This is a genomic window from Albibacillus kandeliae, assembly GCF_003116585.1.
In the GTDB taxonomy this organism is placed as follows: Bacteria; Pseudomonadota; Alphaproteobacteria; order Rhodobacterales; family Rhodobacteraceae; genus Albibacillus; species Albibacillus kandeliae.
On sequence record NZ_QEHM01000008.1, the window covers coordinates 319630 to 333996 of the forward strand.

At 67.1% G+C, this 14367-nt stretch carries 13 protein-coding genes; 7 read left to right on the forward strand and 6 right to left on the reverse strand.

Annotated features, from left to right (window positions below; translation table 11 throughout):
• Positions 1 to 180: 180 nt before the first annotated feature.
• The 4 genes from DDT93_RS19350 to DDT93_RS19365 are packed head-to-tail and all read left to right on the forward strand — an operon-like array spanning position 181 to position 5173.
• A complete protein-coding gene (locus tag DDT93_RS19350) occupies positions 181 to 1176 on the forward strand; it encodes an HlyD family efflux transporter periplasmic adaptor subunit (protein ID WP_109467520.1) in 996 nt (331 codons plus the stop codon).
• Complete coding sequence (locus DDT93_RS19355; protein WP_109467521.1) at positions 1173 to 2930, forward strand: ATP-binding cassette domain-containing protein; 1758 nt, start codon at positions 1173 to 1175, stop codon at positions 2928 to 2930. Before DDT93_RS19350 ends, DDT93_RS19355 begins: the two co-directional genes overlap by 4 nt.
• The gene (locus tag DDT93_RS19360; protein ID WP_109467522.1) at positions 2927 to 4057 is read left to right on the forward strand and encodes an ABC transporter permease; all 1131 of its coding nucleotides are present in this window, start codon (positions 2927 to 2929) and stop codon (positions 4055 to 4057) included. Before DDT93_RS19355 ends, DDT93_RS19360 begins: the two co-directional genes overlap by 4 nt.
• A gap of 3 nt (positions 4058 to 4060) precedes the next feature.
• On the forward strand, positions 4061 to 5173 hold the full coding sequence (locus DDT93_RS19365) for an ABC transporter permease (RefSeq protein WP_109467523.1): 1113 nt from the start codon (positions 4061 to 4063) through the stop codon (positions 5171 to 5173).
• On the opposite strand, the gene DDT93_RS19370 is transcribed toward DDT93_RS19365, so the two are convergent.
• The 3 genes from DDT93_RS19370 to DDT93_RS19380 are packed head-to-tail and all read right to left on the reverse strand — an operon-like array spanning position 5170 to position 7441.
• Entirely contained in the window at positions 5170 to 5826 is a 657-nt protein-coding gene (locus DDT93_RS19370) for an aspartate/glutamate racemase family protein (RefSeq protein WP_157960232.1), read from the reverse strand. The two genes, DDT93_RS19365 and DDT93_RS19370, sit on opposite strands and share 4 nt — an antisense overlap.
• 5 nt (positions 5827 to 5831) lie before the next feature.
• Positions 5832 to 6767: a polysaccharide deacetylase family protein gene (locus tag DDT93_RS19375; protein ID WP_109467525.1), complete on the reverse strand. Its 936-nt coding sequence runs from the start codon at positions 6765 to 6767 to the stop codon at positions 5832 to 5834.
• Positions 6764 to 7441 (reverse strand): GntR family transcriptional regulator, encoded by a 678-nt coding sequence (locus DDT93_RS19380; protein ID WP_109467526.1) that lies wholly within the window; start codon positions 7439 to 7441, stop codon positions 6764 to 6766. Before DDT93_RS19380 ends, DDT93_RS19375 begins: the two co-directional genes overlap by 4 nt.
• A gap of 351 nt (positions 7442 to 7792) precedes the next feature.
• Here DDT93_RS19380 and DDT93_RS19385 point away from each other — a divergent pair, with 351 nt between their 5' ends.
• From DDT93_RS19385 to DDT93_RS19395, 3 genes are all read left to right on the forward strand, one after another.
• The gene (locus DDT93_RS19385) at positions 7793 to 8779 is read left to right on the forward strand and encodes a TRAP transporter substrate-binding protein (RefSeq protein ID WP_109467527.1); all 987 of its coding nucleotides are present in this window, start codon (positions 7793 to 7795) and stop codon (positions 8777 to 8779) included.
• Between the two features lie 79 nt (positions 8780 to 8858).
• Positions 8859 to 9383 carry a TRAP transporter small permease gene (locus tag DDT93_RS19390; protein WP_109467528.1) on the forward strand — a complete coding sequence of 175 codons (525 nt, stop codon included), beginning with the start codon at positions 8859 to 8861 and terminating at the stop codon, positions 9381 to 9383.
• A 31-nt stretch (positions 9384 to 9414) separates the two neighbouring features.
• A complete protein-coding gene (locus DDT93_RS19395) occupies positions 9415 to 10707 on the forward strand; it encodes a TRAP transporter large permease (protein WP_109467565.1) in 1293 nt (430 codons plus the stop codon).
• Between the two features lie 43 nt (positions 10708 to 10750).
• Here DDT93_RS19395 and DDT93_RS26790 read toward each other — a convergent pair whose 3' ends face one another.
• The 3 genes from DDT93_RS26790 to DDT93_RS19410 all read right to left on the reverse strand — a co-directional run bounded on the left by DDT93_RS26790 (position 10751) and on the right by DDT93_RS19410 (position 14298).
• Positions 10751 to 11248 carry a hypothetical protein gene (locus DDT93_RS26790; protein ID WP_198654912.1) on the reverse strand — a complete coding sequence of 166 codons (498 nt, stop codon included), beginning with the start codon at positions 11246 to 11248 and terminating at the stop codon, positions 10751 to 10753.
• An 84-nt stretch (positions 11249 to 11332) separates the two neighbouring features.
• The gene (locus DDT93_RS19405) at positions 11333 to 12481 is read right to left on the reverse strand and encodes a phosphatase PAP2 family protein (RefSeq protein ID WP_109467529.1); all 1149 of its coding nucleotides are present in this window, start codon (positions 12479 to 12481) and stop codon (positions 11333 to 11335) included.
• Between the two features lie 41 nt (positions 12482 to 12522).
• On the reverse strand, positions 12523 to 14298 hold the full coding sequence (locus tag DDT93_RS19410; protein WP_157960233.1) for an adenylate/guanylate cyclase domain-containing protein: 1776 nt from the start codon (positions 14296 to 14298) through the stop codon (positions 12523 to 12525).
• Positions 14299 to 14367: the final 69 nt, after the last annotated feature.

Below are 14367 nucleotides of genomic sequence, written 5' to 3' on the forward strand. Positions count from 1 at the left end.
ACAAAACATCCGTCTTTCCCCATTCAGGTGCCACAATCGGGGGCACCGGCGCCGGACTGCGGCATAGGCGCCCGCCGTACAACGATCGCTCGACAGTATCAATTGCACAGGCTAAATTCAATTTAGTTTAACATGCGCCCGACTCTCTTTCTGCGTCCGTATTTTTCCAGGAGCCCCGACATGAAGAAGTTTCTGCCCATCCTGGTGATTGCAGCCCTGGCCGCCGGCGGGTGGTACTGGTGGCGCCAGTACGAGGCCGACCCGGGCGACGGGCTCAGGCTCTACGGCAACGTCGACATCCGCCAGATCGCGCTGGCCTTCGACGGCACCGGACGCATCACCGAACTGCTGGCCGAGGAAGGCGACGAGGTTCAGGCGGGCGCCGTGATCGGGCGGCTCGACACCCGGGCGCTGGAACTTCAGGCCAAGGCGCAGGAGGCCGCCGTCGAGGCCCAGCGGCAGAGCCTGCTCGAACTCCGCGACGGGGCCCGCCCGGAAGAGATCGCACAAGCCCGCGCGCAGGTGGCCTCAAGCGAAGCCTCGGCGCGGCTGACGAACCTGCACCGCGACCGCGTCGCCCGGCTGATCACCACCGACAGCAGCGCGGTCAGCCAGCTCGACATGGACCGCGCCATAGCCGAGGCCGACGCCGCCAACGCGCTTGTCGATCAGAGCAGCGCGGCGCTCGACCTGCTCCTTGCCGGGTCGCGCCCCGAGGTGATCGCCGCCGCCGAAGCGCAGCTGCGCAGCGCCGAGGCGCAGCTCGAATACCTGCGCTACCAGGTCAGCCAGGGAGAACTGCAAGCCCCAAGCGACGGCGTGGTGCGGTCGCGCCAGCGCGAACCCGGCGACATCGTCACCGCGCAACTGCCCGTCTACGCGCTGGCCCTGACCCAGCCCAAGTGGATCCGGGTCTACGTGCGCGAGGCCGACCTCGGTCGGATCAAGCCGGGAATGGAAGCCTCGGTGATCAGCGACAGCCAGCCCGACGCGCCGGTGACCGGTCGCGTCGGCTACATCTCTTCGGTCGCCGAGTTCACCCCGAAGTCGGTCCAGACCGAGGAACTCCGCACGAGCCTCGTCTACGAGGTCCGCATCATCGTCGAGGACGCGGACGACTCCCTGCGACTTGGCCAGCCGGTGACGGTCCGCCTGCCGGTCGAGCCGGTATCATGACCGCCCCGACGGTCGAGGCGCGGGAGGTCCGGAAAAGCTTTGACGATGCCGACACCGGCACGGTCGCGGCGGTCGACGGGCTCTCGCTCTCGGTGCGCAAGGGCCAACTGACCGCGCTGGTCGGGCCGGACGGCGCAGGCAAGACGACCCTGATGCGCATGTTCGCCGGGCTGATGACCCCGGATGGCGGCGCGCTGAGCGTGCTGGGGATCGACGTCGCCCGCGACCCCCAGCAGGTGCAGGACCGGATCAGCTACATGCCCCAGCGCTTCGGTCTCTACGAGGACCTGAGCGTGCAGGAAAACCTCGATCTCTACGCCGACCTGCACGGCGTACCGATGGACGCGCGCCGCGACCGCTTCGCCCGCATGCTCGAAATGACCGACATGGCGCGCTTTACCGACCGGCCCGCAGGCAAGCTCTCGGGCGGCATGAAGCAGAAACTGGGCCTCGCCTGCACGCTGGTCCGCTCCCCCGACCTGCTGCTGCTGGACGAACCCAGCGTGGGCGTCGACCCGCTCTCGCGCCGCGATCTCTGGCGCATTGTGCAGCAGCTGGTCGACGACGAGGGGCTGAGCGTGATCGTCAGCACCTCCTACATGGACGAGGCCGAGCGCTGCGCGCAGGTCTTCGTCATGCACCGGGGCAAGGTGCTGGCCGAAGGCACGCCCGATGCCCTGCGCGAGAGAGCGCACGGTCTGACCTACACCGCGCTCACGCCCCCCGGCGTGGCCGCGCGCGACCTGCAGGCACGGCTGATTGACGCCCCGCATCTGGTGATCGACGCGGTGCCGCAGGGTGGCAACGTGCGCTACATCCTGCAGCCTGATGAAAAGGCCGAAGAGGTCGCAGCGCTGACCGGCGAGATCACGACCGAGCCGCGCCCCGAGGAACTCGAAGACGCCTTCATGATGCTGCTGCGCCAGCAGGAGGACGAGGCCCCGGCCTCGGCGGCAGCCACCCGCCCCGCGGCCGTGGTAGAGGGCACCGCAGATGGCAAGCCGGTGATCGTGGTCCGGGATCTCGTCCGCAAGTTCGGCGACTTCACCGCCGTCGCCAGCACCTCCTTCGAGGTCCGGCGGGGCGAGATCTTCGGCCTGCTCGGCCCCAACGGCGCGGGCAAGACCACCACCTTCCGGATGCTCTGCGGCCTGCTGCCCGCGACCAGCGGCCAATTGGACGTCGCCGGGCGCGACCTCAGGACCGCACGCGCACAGGCCCGGGCCCGCATCGGCTATGTCGCCCAGAAGTTCGCCCTCTACGGCACCCTCAACGTGCGCGAAAACCTCCAGTTCTACGGTCGCGCCTACGGGCTCGGTCGCCGGGCCCTGCGCGACCGGATCGACGAGATGACCGAGCAGTTCAGCCTCGACCCCGAGGCGCAGAGCGGCCTGCTGCCCGGCGGTTTCAAGCAGCGGCTGTCGATGGCCGCCGGGCTGATCCACCAGCCCGAGATCCTGTTCCTCGACGAGCCGACCAGCGGCATCGACCCGCTGGCCCGCCGCGCCTTCTGGCGCACCATCACGGCGCTGGCGCAGGGCGGCGTCACCATCATCATCACCACCCACTTCATGGAAGAAGCCGAGTATTGCGACCGGATCGCGATCCAGGACGCGGGCGAGATGCTGGCGCTGGGAACCCCGCGCGAGGTGCGTGAGCTGGCCGGGACTGACGGCGCGCGCGACATGAACAGCGCCTTCATCGCCGTGGTCGAGGACGCCCGCGCCCGGCGCAGCAGAGCGGAGGCCGCATGAAGCGCTCGGCCTCGGTCACGCGCCTGCTGGCGTTGCTGCGCAAGGAGACGCGGCAGATGCTGCGCGACCGCAGCAACCTCTACGTCGGCCTTGCCCTGCCCCTCGTGCTGATCCTGCTGTTCGGCTACGGCCTCTCCTTCGACGTCACCGACGCACGCGTCGCCGTGGTGATGGAGGACGGATCGGCCGCCACCGTGAACGCCGTCGCCGGGCTGGTCGGGTCTGACTACCTCAGCCCGATCTGGGCCCATTCCATGTTCGAGGCCGAGCAGATGATCCGCGCCGACGAGGCGGATGCCATCCTGCGCGTGCCCGCGGATTTCACCCGCAACCTGACCGCCGGACAGGGCCAGCTGCAGCTGATCCTGAACGGCGTCGACTCGAACACCGCGCAGGCCATCGAAGGCTACGCCAACAGCGCCGTCACCAGCGCGCTGCTGCACCGCGCCGACCGGCAGGCCGATGTCGGCACCGAGGCCGCCAGCGTGGCCATCGTCCAGCGCATCTGGTTCAACGAGGCCAGCAACAGCACGTGGTTCTTCGTGCCCGGCCTCGTCGTCCTGATCATGACGCTGATCGGCGCCTTCCTGACCTCGCTGCTGATCGCGCGGGAATGGGAACGCGGCACGCTGGAATCGCTCTTCGTCACCCCGGCCCGGCCGCTTGAACTGGTGCTGTCGAAACTCGCGCCCTACGTGGTCATCGGGGCCATCGACCTCGTCATGTGCCTGCTGGCAGCCAAGTTCCTCTTCGAGGTGCCGATCCGCGGCTCTCTCTGGATCATCGCATTCTCTTCGATCCTCTACCTGCTGGTCTCGCTCTCCCTCGGGCTGGTGATCTCGGGGCTGACCCGCAACCAGTTCGCCGCCAGCCAGATCGCCCTGCTGGTCAGCTTCATGCCGGCGCTGATGCTCTCCGGTTTCGTCTTCGACCTGCGCAACGTGCCGGTGGTGATCCAGGTGGTCAGCAACCTGCTGCCCGCGACCCATTTCATGGGCCTGATCAAGACCCTGTTCATGGCGGGGGATTACTGGCCGCAGATCATCCGGGCCAATGTCATTCTGGCAATCTACACCACGGTCCTCGTCATCGTCGCCCGCCGCACGCTGGCCAAGAAGCTGGACTGAGACATGCAGGCCATCGCGCTCTACATCACCCAGACCATCGCCCTGATCCGCAAGGAGATGCTGGCGCTGCTCAAGGACCCGTCCAGCCGGGCGCTCCTGCTCGCGCCCGCGCTCATGCAGACGCTGCTGTTCGGCTACGGCGCCACCTACGACCTGACCTATGCGCCCTTCTCGGTCCTCGACCAGAGCCGGGGCGCCACATCGACCGAGCTGCTGGCGAGGATCGAGGCCACCGGGATCTTCGCCCGCGTCGCCACGCTCGACAACGCCAGCCAGATCGCCGGGCAGATCGACAGCGGCGACTCGCTGCTGGTCGTCGTCTTCCCGCCCGATTTCGAATCCCGCCTCGCGGCGCAGACCGAGGCGCCGATGCAGGTGATCCTCGATGGCCGCAACTCGGCGACCTCCTCCGCCGCCGCCTCGCAGATCGCCGCCATCGTCGGCGCCTACAACCAGTCGCTCGGGGCCACCTCGCCCATCAGCATCCTGCGGCGCGCGTGGTTCAACCCGAACTACGAATCCCGCTGGAACCTGATGCCCGCGATGATCGCGTCTCTCAGCATGTTGCAGACCCTGATGCTCGCCGCCCTCTCCGTGGCGCGGGAGCGCGAACAGGGTACCTTCGACCAGCTTCTCGTGACGCCGCTGACGCCCTCTCAGATCCTCATCGGCAAGGCGCTGCCCTCGATCATCATCGGGCTGGTGCAGTCGACCATCATCTTCCTCGTCATCCTGTTCTGGTTCCAGATCCCGATGGCCGGGTCGGTCTGGCTGCTCTACTTCGGGCTGGTGACCTTCACCATCGCCGCCGTCGGCATCGGCCTTTCCATCTCGGCGGTGTCGCTGACCATGCAGCAGGCCATGCTCTACACCTTCATGCTGATCATGCCGCTGATGCTGCTCTCGGGGCTGCTGACACCGGTGCGCAACATGCCCGCCATCCTTCAGATCGCGACCTACGTGAACCCGCTGCGGTTCGGCATCGACACGGTGCGGCGGGTCTATCTCGAGGGCGCGACATTCGCCGATGTGGCGACCAACTTCATCCCGCTCCTCGCCGTCGCGGCCGTCACCCTGCCCCTCTCGGCGTGGCTGTTCCGCAACCGCCTGAGCTAGGGCCGGGCCTCGCGGGCCGCCTGCAGTGCCAACTCGACCGCACAGCCGAGGCCGTCGAGGACCGGCACCGGCAATCTCGCCGCAAGATCGCGCGCCATGCCCGCCGTGACGGCCCCGCCAAGCACCAGAACGTCGGGGCCTTCGCGCGCCAGCACCTCGTCAGCAAGTCGCGCCATCGCCTGAAGCGTGCCCGCACGGTCCGCATGGCTGGCCAGAACCCCCCGGTCAAGCGCATGCACCCCAGCGAGATGCCCCTCGACCCCGTAATTCGCCGCCGTACTGCGGATGCCCGGCACGGTGGTCGGCGCCACGGTGAGGATCGAGAAGCGCGGCCCAAGCTCGACCGCGCGGCGCATCGCCGCCTCGGCGATCCCGAAGACCGGAAAGCGCAGCGCCATGCGGCAGGCCAGAAGGCCCGGGTCGCTGAAACAGGCTATGATCGCGGCATCCACCGGACCCGTTTCCGCCCGCATGGCCTCCAGCGTGGCCCCTGCCGACACCTCGACATCCTCCGGCGTCTCGATCGCCGCCGGACCGTAGGGCGCCGTCACCGCGACAATCTCAACCTCCGGCCCCGCGACAAGCTGCGCTTCGGCGGCAACCATGTCCGTCACCCCCTGCGAGGTGTTCGAATTGACCACGAGCAGGCGCACCGGTCTCAGTTCCCCGCCCCCGCAGCTCGCGCGGGCGTCCACTCCGGCAGGCCGTTCATCTCCCGCCAGGCATGGGCAATCTCGGCCCGCGTCGCAAACCAGACATCCCCGCGTGCCCGCATGTGGTGCAGCAGGCGCTCCAGCCCGCCGATGCGCCCCGGCCGGCCGATGATCCGCTGATGCAGCCCCACCGACATCATCTTGGGCCGCGTCTCTCCCTCGCGGCAGAGCCAGTCGAACGCATCGCCGCAGTAGCGCGCGAAATCCTCGCCAAAGATGAAACCGCCGCCGGGGCTGAACCGCATGTCGTTGGTGTCGAAGCTGTAGGGCAGGATCACGTGCGGCGCGCCCTCGCCCGGCGCGAAATACGGCAGGTCGTCGTTGTAAGCATCTGAATCGTATAGGAACCCGCCATGTTCCCGCAAAAGCCGCCGGGTATTGACCGACGAGGCCGAGCGCGTGTGCCAGCCAACCGGCGCAACCCCGGCGATCCGGCGCAGGCTGTCCCATGTCCGGGCGATCACCTCCGCCTCCTGTCCGGCCTCCATGCCCGAGTGGGTCTCCCACCGATACCCGTGGCACGAGATCTCGTGGCCGCGCGCCACCGCCTCAGCAATCAGTGACGGGGCGCGCTCTGCCGCGCGGGCACAGGTGCTGACGGTCGCCCGGACCCCGTGCTCCTCCAGCAGCGAAAGGATACGGTCGAACCCCGCGCGCGGGCCGTATTCGTAGTGCGACGCCATGCAGGGGTCCGCCGCCCCCACGACCTCCTCGCGCACCTCGTAGACCGGTTCGTTGCGCTCGTCCCCGTCAGCGACGGAAAGCTCGGCGCCCTCTTCGAAGTTCAGCACGAAGGACACCGCAAGGCGGGCGCCGCCGGGCCATTCGACGCTCGGTGGGGCATCGCGGTAGCCAAGAAAATCGCGTGGTGCGAGGCTCATTTCGTTCCCCCGAGATGGGCAAAGGCATTGGCCAGCGACTGCGGCCTGCGCCCCTCGTCGCCAAGATCGAGGCTTGCCATGACATCCTGCAGATGGTGCCGCATCGCATGGGCAGCGGCTTCCTCGTCCCCCGAAGCGATTTTGTCGACGAGATCCGCGTGCCCCTTCAGCGAACAGCCCGCAGAGTTCGGCCGCTGGTACAGCGCCACCACGAGGCTGTCGCGCGAGACCAGTTCCTGCACCAGTTCCGCAACCACCTCATTGCCGGTCACGCGCGCCAGTTCGTAATGGAACTCCCCGGTCAGGCGATGCGCATGACCGCCCCGCTGCCGGTTCCGCGCGGTCTGCTCCTCCGCCACGATCTCGCGCAGCAGCTTGAGGTGCTTGGGCTGGGCAACACGGGTAGCGGCCCGGATCACCCCCTCCTCGACGATCTGGCGGGCGGCATTCACCGCGCGCGCCTCCTCGACCGAGGGCCGGGCCACGAAGGCGCCGCGCATCGGCTCGATGGTCACGATCTTCTGGTCCGTCAGGCGGTGCAGGATCGGCCGGATGCGGGTCTTGCTGACCCCGAATACCTTGCCCAGTTCGTCTTGTCCCAGCTTGTCGCCCGGCGCCAGCCGCCCCTCCACGATGGCGTCGAAGATCTCGCGATGGATTTCGTCGTCGGTCATTTGCGTCGGTCCGGGCTCCTGAAGCAGTCAGATTTATCGTATACGATCCTGACCAATTATATGATCCCATTTCTGCCGCAGGCCCGGCAGAGGCGCAAGCCTGCACCCATCAGCATCCCCTGAATCCCGCCGCAACTCCTGCCAAAAATGCATTTCTCCTTCTGGCAACCCCCTCGCCGCGATAGCCTGCCACATTATTGTGCAGGGAGGGCAGTGATTGCCCACCGCATCGCCTCAGCCAAGGATCGTATACCATTTAGCTTGCAACGAATCCCTTTCTGCTCCGCACTGTCCCAATGCGCCCGCCCCGAGCGGGACAGGAATAAGACATAGACAACGGGGAACTCACCAATGAACGCCTTTCGCACGACCAAAGCCCTGCTCGCAGCAGCAGCCCTCGTGGCGGGCACCGGGGCCGCCACTGCCGAAACCACATGGACCATGGCCAGCGGCTACCCCGACAGCAACTTTCTGACCCAGAACATCCAGAAGTTCATCGAGGACGTCGATTCCGCGACCAGCGGCGAGGTCAAGATCACGCTGCATTCCAACGGCACCCTGATGAAGCTCGACGCGATCCGGCGCGCGGTGCAGACCAATCAGGTCCAGATCGGCGAAATCCGCCTCGGCTCTTACTCCAACGAAGACCCGATGTACGACCTCGGCGGCCTTCCCTTCGTCGCCGGCGACTACGACAGCGCGTGGAAGCTGATGGAGGCGCAGAAGCCCTACTTCGACAAGCTGCTCGGCGACATCGGCCTCAAGGTCCTCGCCTATCAGCCGTGGCCGGGCCAGGGCTTCTACACCAAGTTCCAGGTGACCGGGCTTGAAGACTTCAAGGGCCAGAAACTGCGCATCTACTCCAAGGCGACGCAGGACATGGGCAACTCCCTCGGCTTCGAGGCCACCATCCTGCCCTTCGCGGAAATCCCGCAGGCCTTTGCCACCGGCCTGATCGACGCGCTCTTCACCTCGCCCCAGACCGGCATCGACATCCAGGCATGGGACAACACCGACTACTTCACCGCGGTCGGCGGCATGCACACCAAGAACGCGATCATCGTGAACAAGGACGCCTTCGAGGCGCTCCCGGCCGAGGTCCAGCAGGCGATGATCACCGCCGGCGAGGAAGCCACCAAGCGCGGCTGGGAGATGAGCAAGGCGACCTATGCCGAGCAGATCGGTGTGCTGAAGGAAAACGGCATGACCGTGGAGGATGCCCCCGAAGAGGTGATCGCCAAGCTCAAGGAAATCGGCGTCACCATGATGGACCAGTGGAAGGCCGGCGCATCGCCCGAGGCCGTCGCCGTTCTCGACAGCTACGTCTCCGGGCTCTGACCCTCGTCACGACGCGACATCCGGCACCGGCCAGCCCGGTGCCGGGCAAGGCGCGCCCACCGGTTCAGGGAGACAGCCCATGCGCAAGTGCCTCGACCTCCTCTACAGGCTCAGTGGCGGCCTCGCCGCCTTCTGCCTGTTCATGATCGCCATCACCATCGTCGCCCAGGTCATCGGCCGGGTCATCGGGGTGACCATCGACTCCACGGAGAGCGGCGGTTTCTTCCTCGCGGGCAGCACCTTTCTCGGGATGGCCTACACGCTCAAGACCGGCGGTCACGTGCGCGTCTCGCTGCTGGTCGGGCGCCTGAAAGGGCGCGCGCTCCAGCTTGCCGAAGTCTGGATCTGCGCCTTCGGGGCCATCGGCTGCGGCTATCTCAGCTGGCAGACCTACGGCATGACCCACGATTCATGGCGCTTCGGCGACCTCAGCCCGGGGCTGCTGGCGGTGCCCATCTGGATACCGCAGTCGGTCATGCTGGCCGGGCTCACCATCCTGACCATCGCCTTCGTCGACGAACTCGCGCTGATCCTGAAGGGCCGTGTGCCCGGCTATGCCACGCCGCACGACACGGCGCTCGAGGGCATAGACCTCACCGAATGAAGGCCGGAAGGTACGTTTCATGGACATTCTGATGACAACCGGGGTCCTCGGCCTCGTCCTGCTGGTGCTGCTGGCCGGCGGGCTCTGGATCGGGCTCGCGCTGACCACGGTCGGCTTTGTCGCGATCCACTTCTTCACCCCCGCCCCCGCCGGTTCGATGATGGCGACCACCCTCTGGGACAACAGCTGGGGCTGGGCCCTGACCGCCCTGCCACTCTTTGTCTGGATGGGGGAAATCCTGTTCCGCGCAAAGCTATCCGAGGACATGTTCACCGGCCTCGCGCCCTGGCTCGACCGGCTTCCGGGGCGCCTGCTCCACGTCAACATCGTCGGCTGCGGCGTGATGGCGGCGGTGGCCGGGTCCTCGGCCGTCACCTCGGCCACGGTGGGCCGGATGAGCCTGCCCGAGTTGAAACAGCGCGGCTACGACGAGAAGATGTCGATCGGCACGCTGGCCGGGTCCGGCACCCTCGGCCTGCTGATCCCGCCTTCCATCATGATGATCGTCTACGGCATCTCCGCCCAGCAATCTATCTCGCGCCTGTTCATCGCCGGGATCGTGCCGGGCCTCCTCGTGATGGGGCTGTTCATGGGCTACGTGATGATCTGGTCGGCCTTCAACAGCCGCGCCATTCCGCCCGCCGGGCCACGCCTCCCCCTGCTCGAAAAGCTGCGGCTCTCGCGCCGCCTGATCCCCGTGATGCTGCTGATCCTCGTCGTGATCGGCGCGATCTACGGCGGCATCGCCACCCCGACCGAGGCGGCGACTCTCGGTGTCTTCGGGGCGCTCGCCCTCGCCTGGACCTCGGGCTCCCTCTCGTGGGCCACCTTCGTCGAGAGCCTGATGGCGGCGACCCGGACCAGTTGCATGATCACCGCGATCATCCTCGGCGCGGCCTTCCTCTCGGTCGGCATGGCCTTCCTCGGCATCCCCGCCACCCTCGCCAAGTGGGTCGCCGCGCTCGAGCTCTCGCCCGCCATGCTGCTGGTCCTGCTGACGGTGATCTATATCATCCTCGGCTGCTTCCTCGAAGGCGCATCGATGATCGTGCTGACCACCTCCGTCGCCCTGCCGATGGTGGTTCAGGCCGGGTTCGACCCGATCTGGTTCGGCATCTACCTGATCGTGGTGGTCGAGATGGCCCAGATCACCCCGCCCGTCGGCTTCAACCTCTTCGTGCTGCACGGGATGAGCGGACGGGACATGTGGACCGTTACGAAATCCGCCGCGCCCTTCTTTGGCCTGCTGATCCTCGCCGTGGCCCTGCTGGGCGCCTTCCCGGGTCTCGTGACCTTCCTGCCGAACCTGATGCTCTCCCGCTGAGGCGGCCCGTGGGCTGGCGCTACCCAGTGCCAGCCCTGCACCCTCAAATCCCCCTGTAGACCTCGATGCTGACGGGGTCGCCCGAGGTGTCGGCCAGCAGACCATGCGTGCTCGCGTCGCGGATGATCCGCTCCAGCACCGGGGGGCTCCCCGCGTCCGGCCACGCGACCTGCAACAGAAACAGGTCCGCATCGCCGTCCGAACGCTGCGCCTGCACATGCGCGCGGGGCGCACTGTCGGCGACCGCGCCCGCGATCATCTGCGCCAGTTCCTCACCCCTCCCCGGCTGCGCCCGAAGCCGCGCCACGACAGTCTGCGCGCCCGGTCCGATGGTCAAACGTCCGATGGTCAGATCGTCGATCTCCAGCCTCCGCATCCGCGCGCGTCGCACCGACAGGCGCCCGACGGCCACGGCCCCGACCGCCACGGCGCCCAGCGCCACCGCTCCCAGCAGCATCGCCCCGAGGGACGCCGCGCCCGCCGCCGCGGCCCCGGTCGCCACCGCACCGCTGCTGGCGTGTGTCTGCTCCCTGCGCCTCATGCCCATCTCTCCACTTCACCTCTCCGCCCCTGGTGGCCCCGGTCGCTCCAACCTCCAACAAGCTCACGCAGCCGCGCCGTGCGATCAGGGCGTTTTGGGCGGCCATTCATCGTGCGCTTCCCGCATCAGGGTCTCGAAATCATCGCACTTGTGGAGATGCCAGAAGCCAAAGGCAGCCAGACGGCGGCCAGCCTCGCTGTCGGAGGGATAATGCACGCCCAGAACCTCGCGGTTGCGGGCGATCCGGCGGGCGATGTCCTGCATGGGATCGCGGATAACGTCCTTTGTCTTGTCATTCTCCTCCTTCAGCGTCGTGCGCATCTTGCGGACGAAGGGAATGGTGGAGAGCGCCAGCGCCACCATGTAGGCCTCGGTCGCATGGGCGCTGGGAAAGCTCGCGTGACCCGGGTTGGGGATCGGCGGCATCAGCGCGGGTGCCAACTGCGACGGACGCGGGCGATTGAACCGGCCCTTGTAGTGTTGTGCCAGAAAATGCGCGACGCGCATCACCGCCCCGATGGCGAGCGTGGTCTTGGGATGGGTGCTGCGACTGAACGGCAGGGCCCCGCGAAAGTAGGTGGCGATGCCCTGTCTCTGGGCCAGCGCCTCGGCCAGCGCGCCACCACGGTACTCCACCATGCTCAGCAGTTCGATCAACTCGTCCTTCAGGATATAGGGCTGGGGATTGGTTCCCAGTCCATCCGTCGCAGGCTCTGCCTCGGTGCCCAGCCCCGTCCAGGCATCAAAGGTCAGGCTCTGCGCCTGGAAGATGGTCTTGCCGGCGAGAGTGGTCGTGTTGACGGTCGGCAAGGGCCAGTGCTGCCAGCCATCAAGGGCTCCGGTCAGGGTGGTCGGGGCCGTGCGCAGTCTCACGAAATCGGCCAGCACCAGTTCGGCATAGTATTCGGTCGACCAATGGCTCTCGGGAAAGCCCCGGCCCGTCACGAAGTTGTAGATCTCGTGCAGCTTGGCATAGCGCTTGTCGCCGGGGCCCGGATCATCATGCACCCAGCCCTCCGGGTTCGTCGCGGGCCAGAGGTCGCCCTGCCACCACTGCAGGTCCTTCGCCGCCGGGGCGTGTTTCCCCGGCTGGGTATAGGGAGAAATGCCGATGGGGCGCGGGCCCCGTCCGCCGGAACCCCCGCCGGGGCCGCCCAGCGCGTCGAGCGCATCGAGGGCATCCAAGGCGTCCAGCGCGTCCAAGGCGTCTAAACCGTCTGCAGTACCAGGCATGGAGTATCCTTTCGTGATGACGAATGTTCAGCTTCAGAAATTCAGTCCGCGATCCCCGCTGCACGGAAATGTTCGATCAATGCGTCGGTGCGCCAATCCTCGGCAAAGGGCGGTCGACCCTTGCGATAGCGCGATAATCTGAAATCGGGTTCGACCCTCATGAGGTGCTCGGCATGCAAACGCGCCGCGTCGAGATCGCCCGCCGCCGACGTTGCCACCACCAGCACCTTGATCGTGTTGGAGTAATTCGGGTTCTCCGCCAGCGACCGCCGCCCCCAGCGTTCGGCCTCGTCATAGGTGCCGTTGACGTAACAGGCCAGGGCCAGGAACGAAAAGAACTGGAACAGCTGCTCGTCGAAGGGCGACAGGCGCAGCGCCTTCTCCGCCTCCTGCCGCGCCTCCTCGCCGCGCCCGAGAAAGCTGAGGGTCACACTGCGCAGTGTATGGGCGATGGGGTTGTTCGGACCAGCCGCCACCGCGCGGTCGAGATAGTCGATCGCGGTGTCGTAGTCGCGCGCCGTATAGGCCGTGACATGCCCGAAGGACGCCAGCGCCAGTGCATTGCGCCGGTCGAGCCGGATGGCGCGCTGCGCCGAGGCAAGCGCCGCCGCGCTGTCCGCCGCAGGGTCCTCCGACCACCCCTGCCCCACGCGGATCGTGTACCACCTCGCCAGCCACGCGTGGGGGTTGGCAAACCCCGGATCGGCGGCAATGGCAGCCTCCAGATAGGTGCGCGCGGCCTCGAAGTCGGTGCGGTTCAGGCTCGAGACCTTGTCGAGCGCCCGCAGCATCTGTTCATAGGCGGTAAAGTTCCCCGGCGGGCGGCGGAGCGCGCGCCGCAGCGTGTCGCGCTTCACCTCCGGGGCGATCATCGCCACAATCTTCTCGATCAGCTGGTCCTGCACATGAAACAGCGCATCGGCGGCGAACCGGGATCGCTCCGTTGTCACCACCATGCCGGTGCGGGTCTCAATCAGCTCCACCTCGGTCCGCAGGTGCCCCGGGCTGCGCTGCAACGACCCGCAGACAAGGTAGTCGACGCCCAGCGCCTCCCCTATGTCGCTCGGGCCCAGTTCCGCATGTGCGCCAAGCGCCCGCACGGAAGACTGCGCGATCACGTCCAGTTCCTGCACTCCGCCCAGCGACGCGATCAGGTCATCGACCACCCCGTTCAGGAAATACGGGTCTTCCATGTCCGAGGAGAACGGCAGCACCGCGATCGAAGGCAGGCGCTGCCCGCTCCGCGTCACCTGATCGGCAAAACTGCGCGCATCGACCGTCAGGTACCAAGCTTCGACCGGCTTTTCGATGTTCTTCAGCCGCAGCGTACCCGCCGGGGCAAGCTGAAGGTCGGAGGTATCGGAGAGCCTGTCGCGCAACTCCCGGGTGATCACGATCCCGCCGGGGCGCGCGTGGTGTTCCAGCCGGGCCGCCACGTTCACGCTGTCCCCGTAGATATCGCCCTCGGCGTCGTGGATGACAGCGCCAAAGTTCAGCGCGATCCGCATCCTCAGACCCTCGCCGCGCGCCCGCGCCTCCCGCTGCAGCGCCGTCGCCCATGCCAGCGCGGCCGCCGCGGTCGCAAAGGTCGCAAGTACCCCGTCTCCGGTCGATTTCACGAAGGTCCCGCCATGCGCCTCCAGCAGCGGCATCACGAGGCCAAAGCGCAGGGTTTCCCACTGGTCGAAGGTGGTCAGCTCGTCGCTGCTCATCAGCTTGGAGAAACCGACGATATCGAGAAAGGCGATGGCGCACGTCTTGTACCGCGCATCTGCGTCGCGAGTTTCAGTGATCCTGAGGTTGACGTCCCTGATCACAATGGCTCTCGACGACCGGATCGCTCCGGCGCCCCCGAAAAGAATGCAAATTCGCAAAATCCTAGGTCT

Bases quoted from the DNA above. Each gene is read 5' to 3' on its own strand.
- DDT93_RS19350 (WP_109467520.1), top strand. From the start codon at position 181: ATGAAGAAGTTTCTGCCCATCCTGGTGATTGCAGCCCTGGCCGCCGGC.
- DDT93_RS19355 (WP_109467521.1), top strand. From the start codon at position 1,173: ATGACCGCCCCGACGGTCGAGGCGCGGGAGGTCCGGAAAAGCTTTGAC.
- DDT93_RS19360 (WP_109467522.1), top strand. From the start codon at position 2,927: ATGAAGCGCTCGGCCTCGGTCACGCGCCTGCTGGCGTTGCTGCGCAAG.
- DDT93_RS19365 (WP_109467523.1), top strand. From the start codon at position 4,061: ATGCAGGCCATCGCGCTCTACATCACCCAGACCATCGCCCTGATCCGC.
- DDT93_RS19375 (WP_109467525.1), bottom strand. From the start codon at position 6,767: ATGAGCCTCGCACCACGCGATTTTCTTGGCTACCGCGATGCCCCACCG.
- DDT93_RS19380 (WP_109467526.1), bottom strand. From the start codon at position 7,441: ATGACCGACGACGAAATCCATCGCGAGATCTTCGACGCCATCGTGGAG.
- DDT93_RS19385 (WP_109467527.1), top strand. From the start codon at position 7,793: ATGAACGCCTTTCGCACGACCAAAGCCCTGCTCGCAGCAGCAGCCCTC.
- DDT93_RS19390 (WP_109467528.1), top strand. From the start codon at position 8,859: ATGCGCAAGTGCCTCGACCTCCTCTACAGGCTCAGTGGCGGCCTCGCC.
- DDT93_RS19395 (WP_109467565.1), top strand. From the start codon at position 9,415: ATGACAACCGGGGTCCTCGGCCTCGTCCTGCTGGTGCTGCTGGCCGGC.
- DDT93_RS26790 (WP_198654912.1), bottom strand. From the start codon at position 11,248: ATGAGGCGCAGGGAGCAGACACACGCCAGCAGCGGTGCGGTGGCGACC.
- DDT93_RS19405 (WP_109467529.1), bottom strand. From the start codon at position 12,481: ATGCCTGGTACTGCAGACGGTTTAGACGCCTTGGACGCGCTGGACGCC.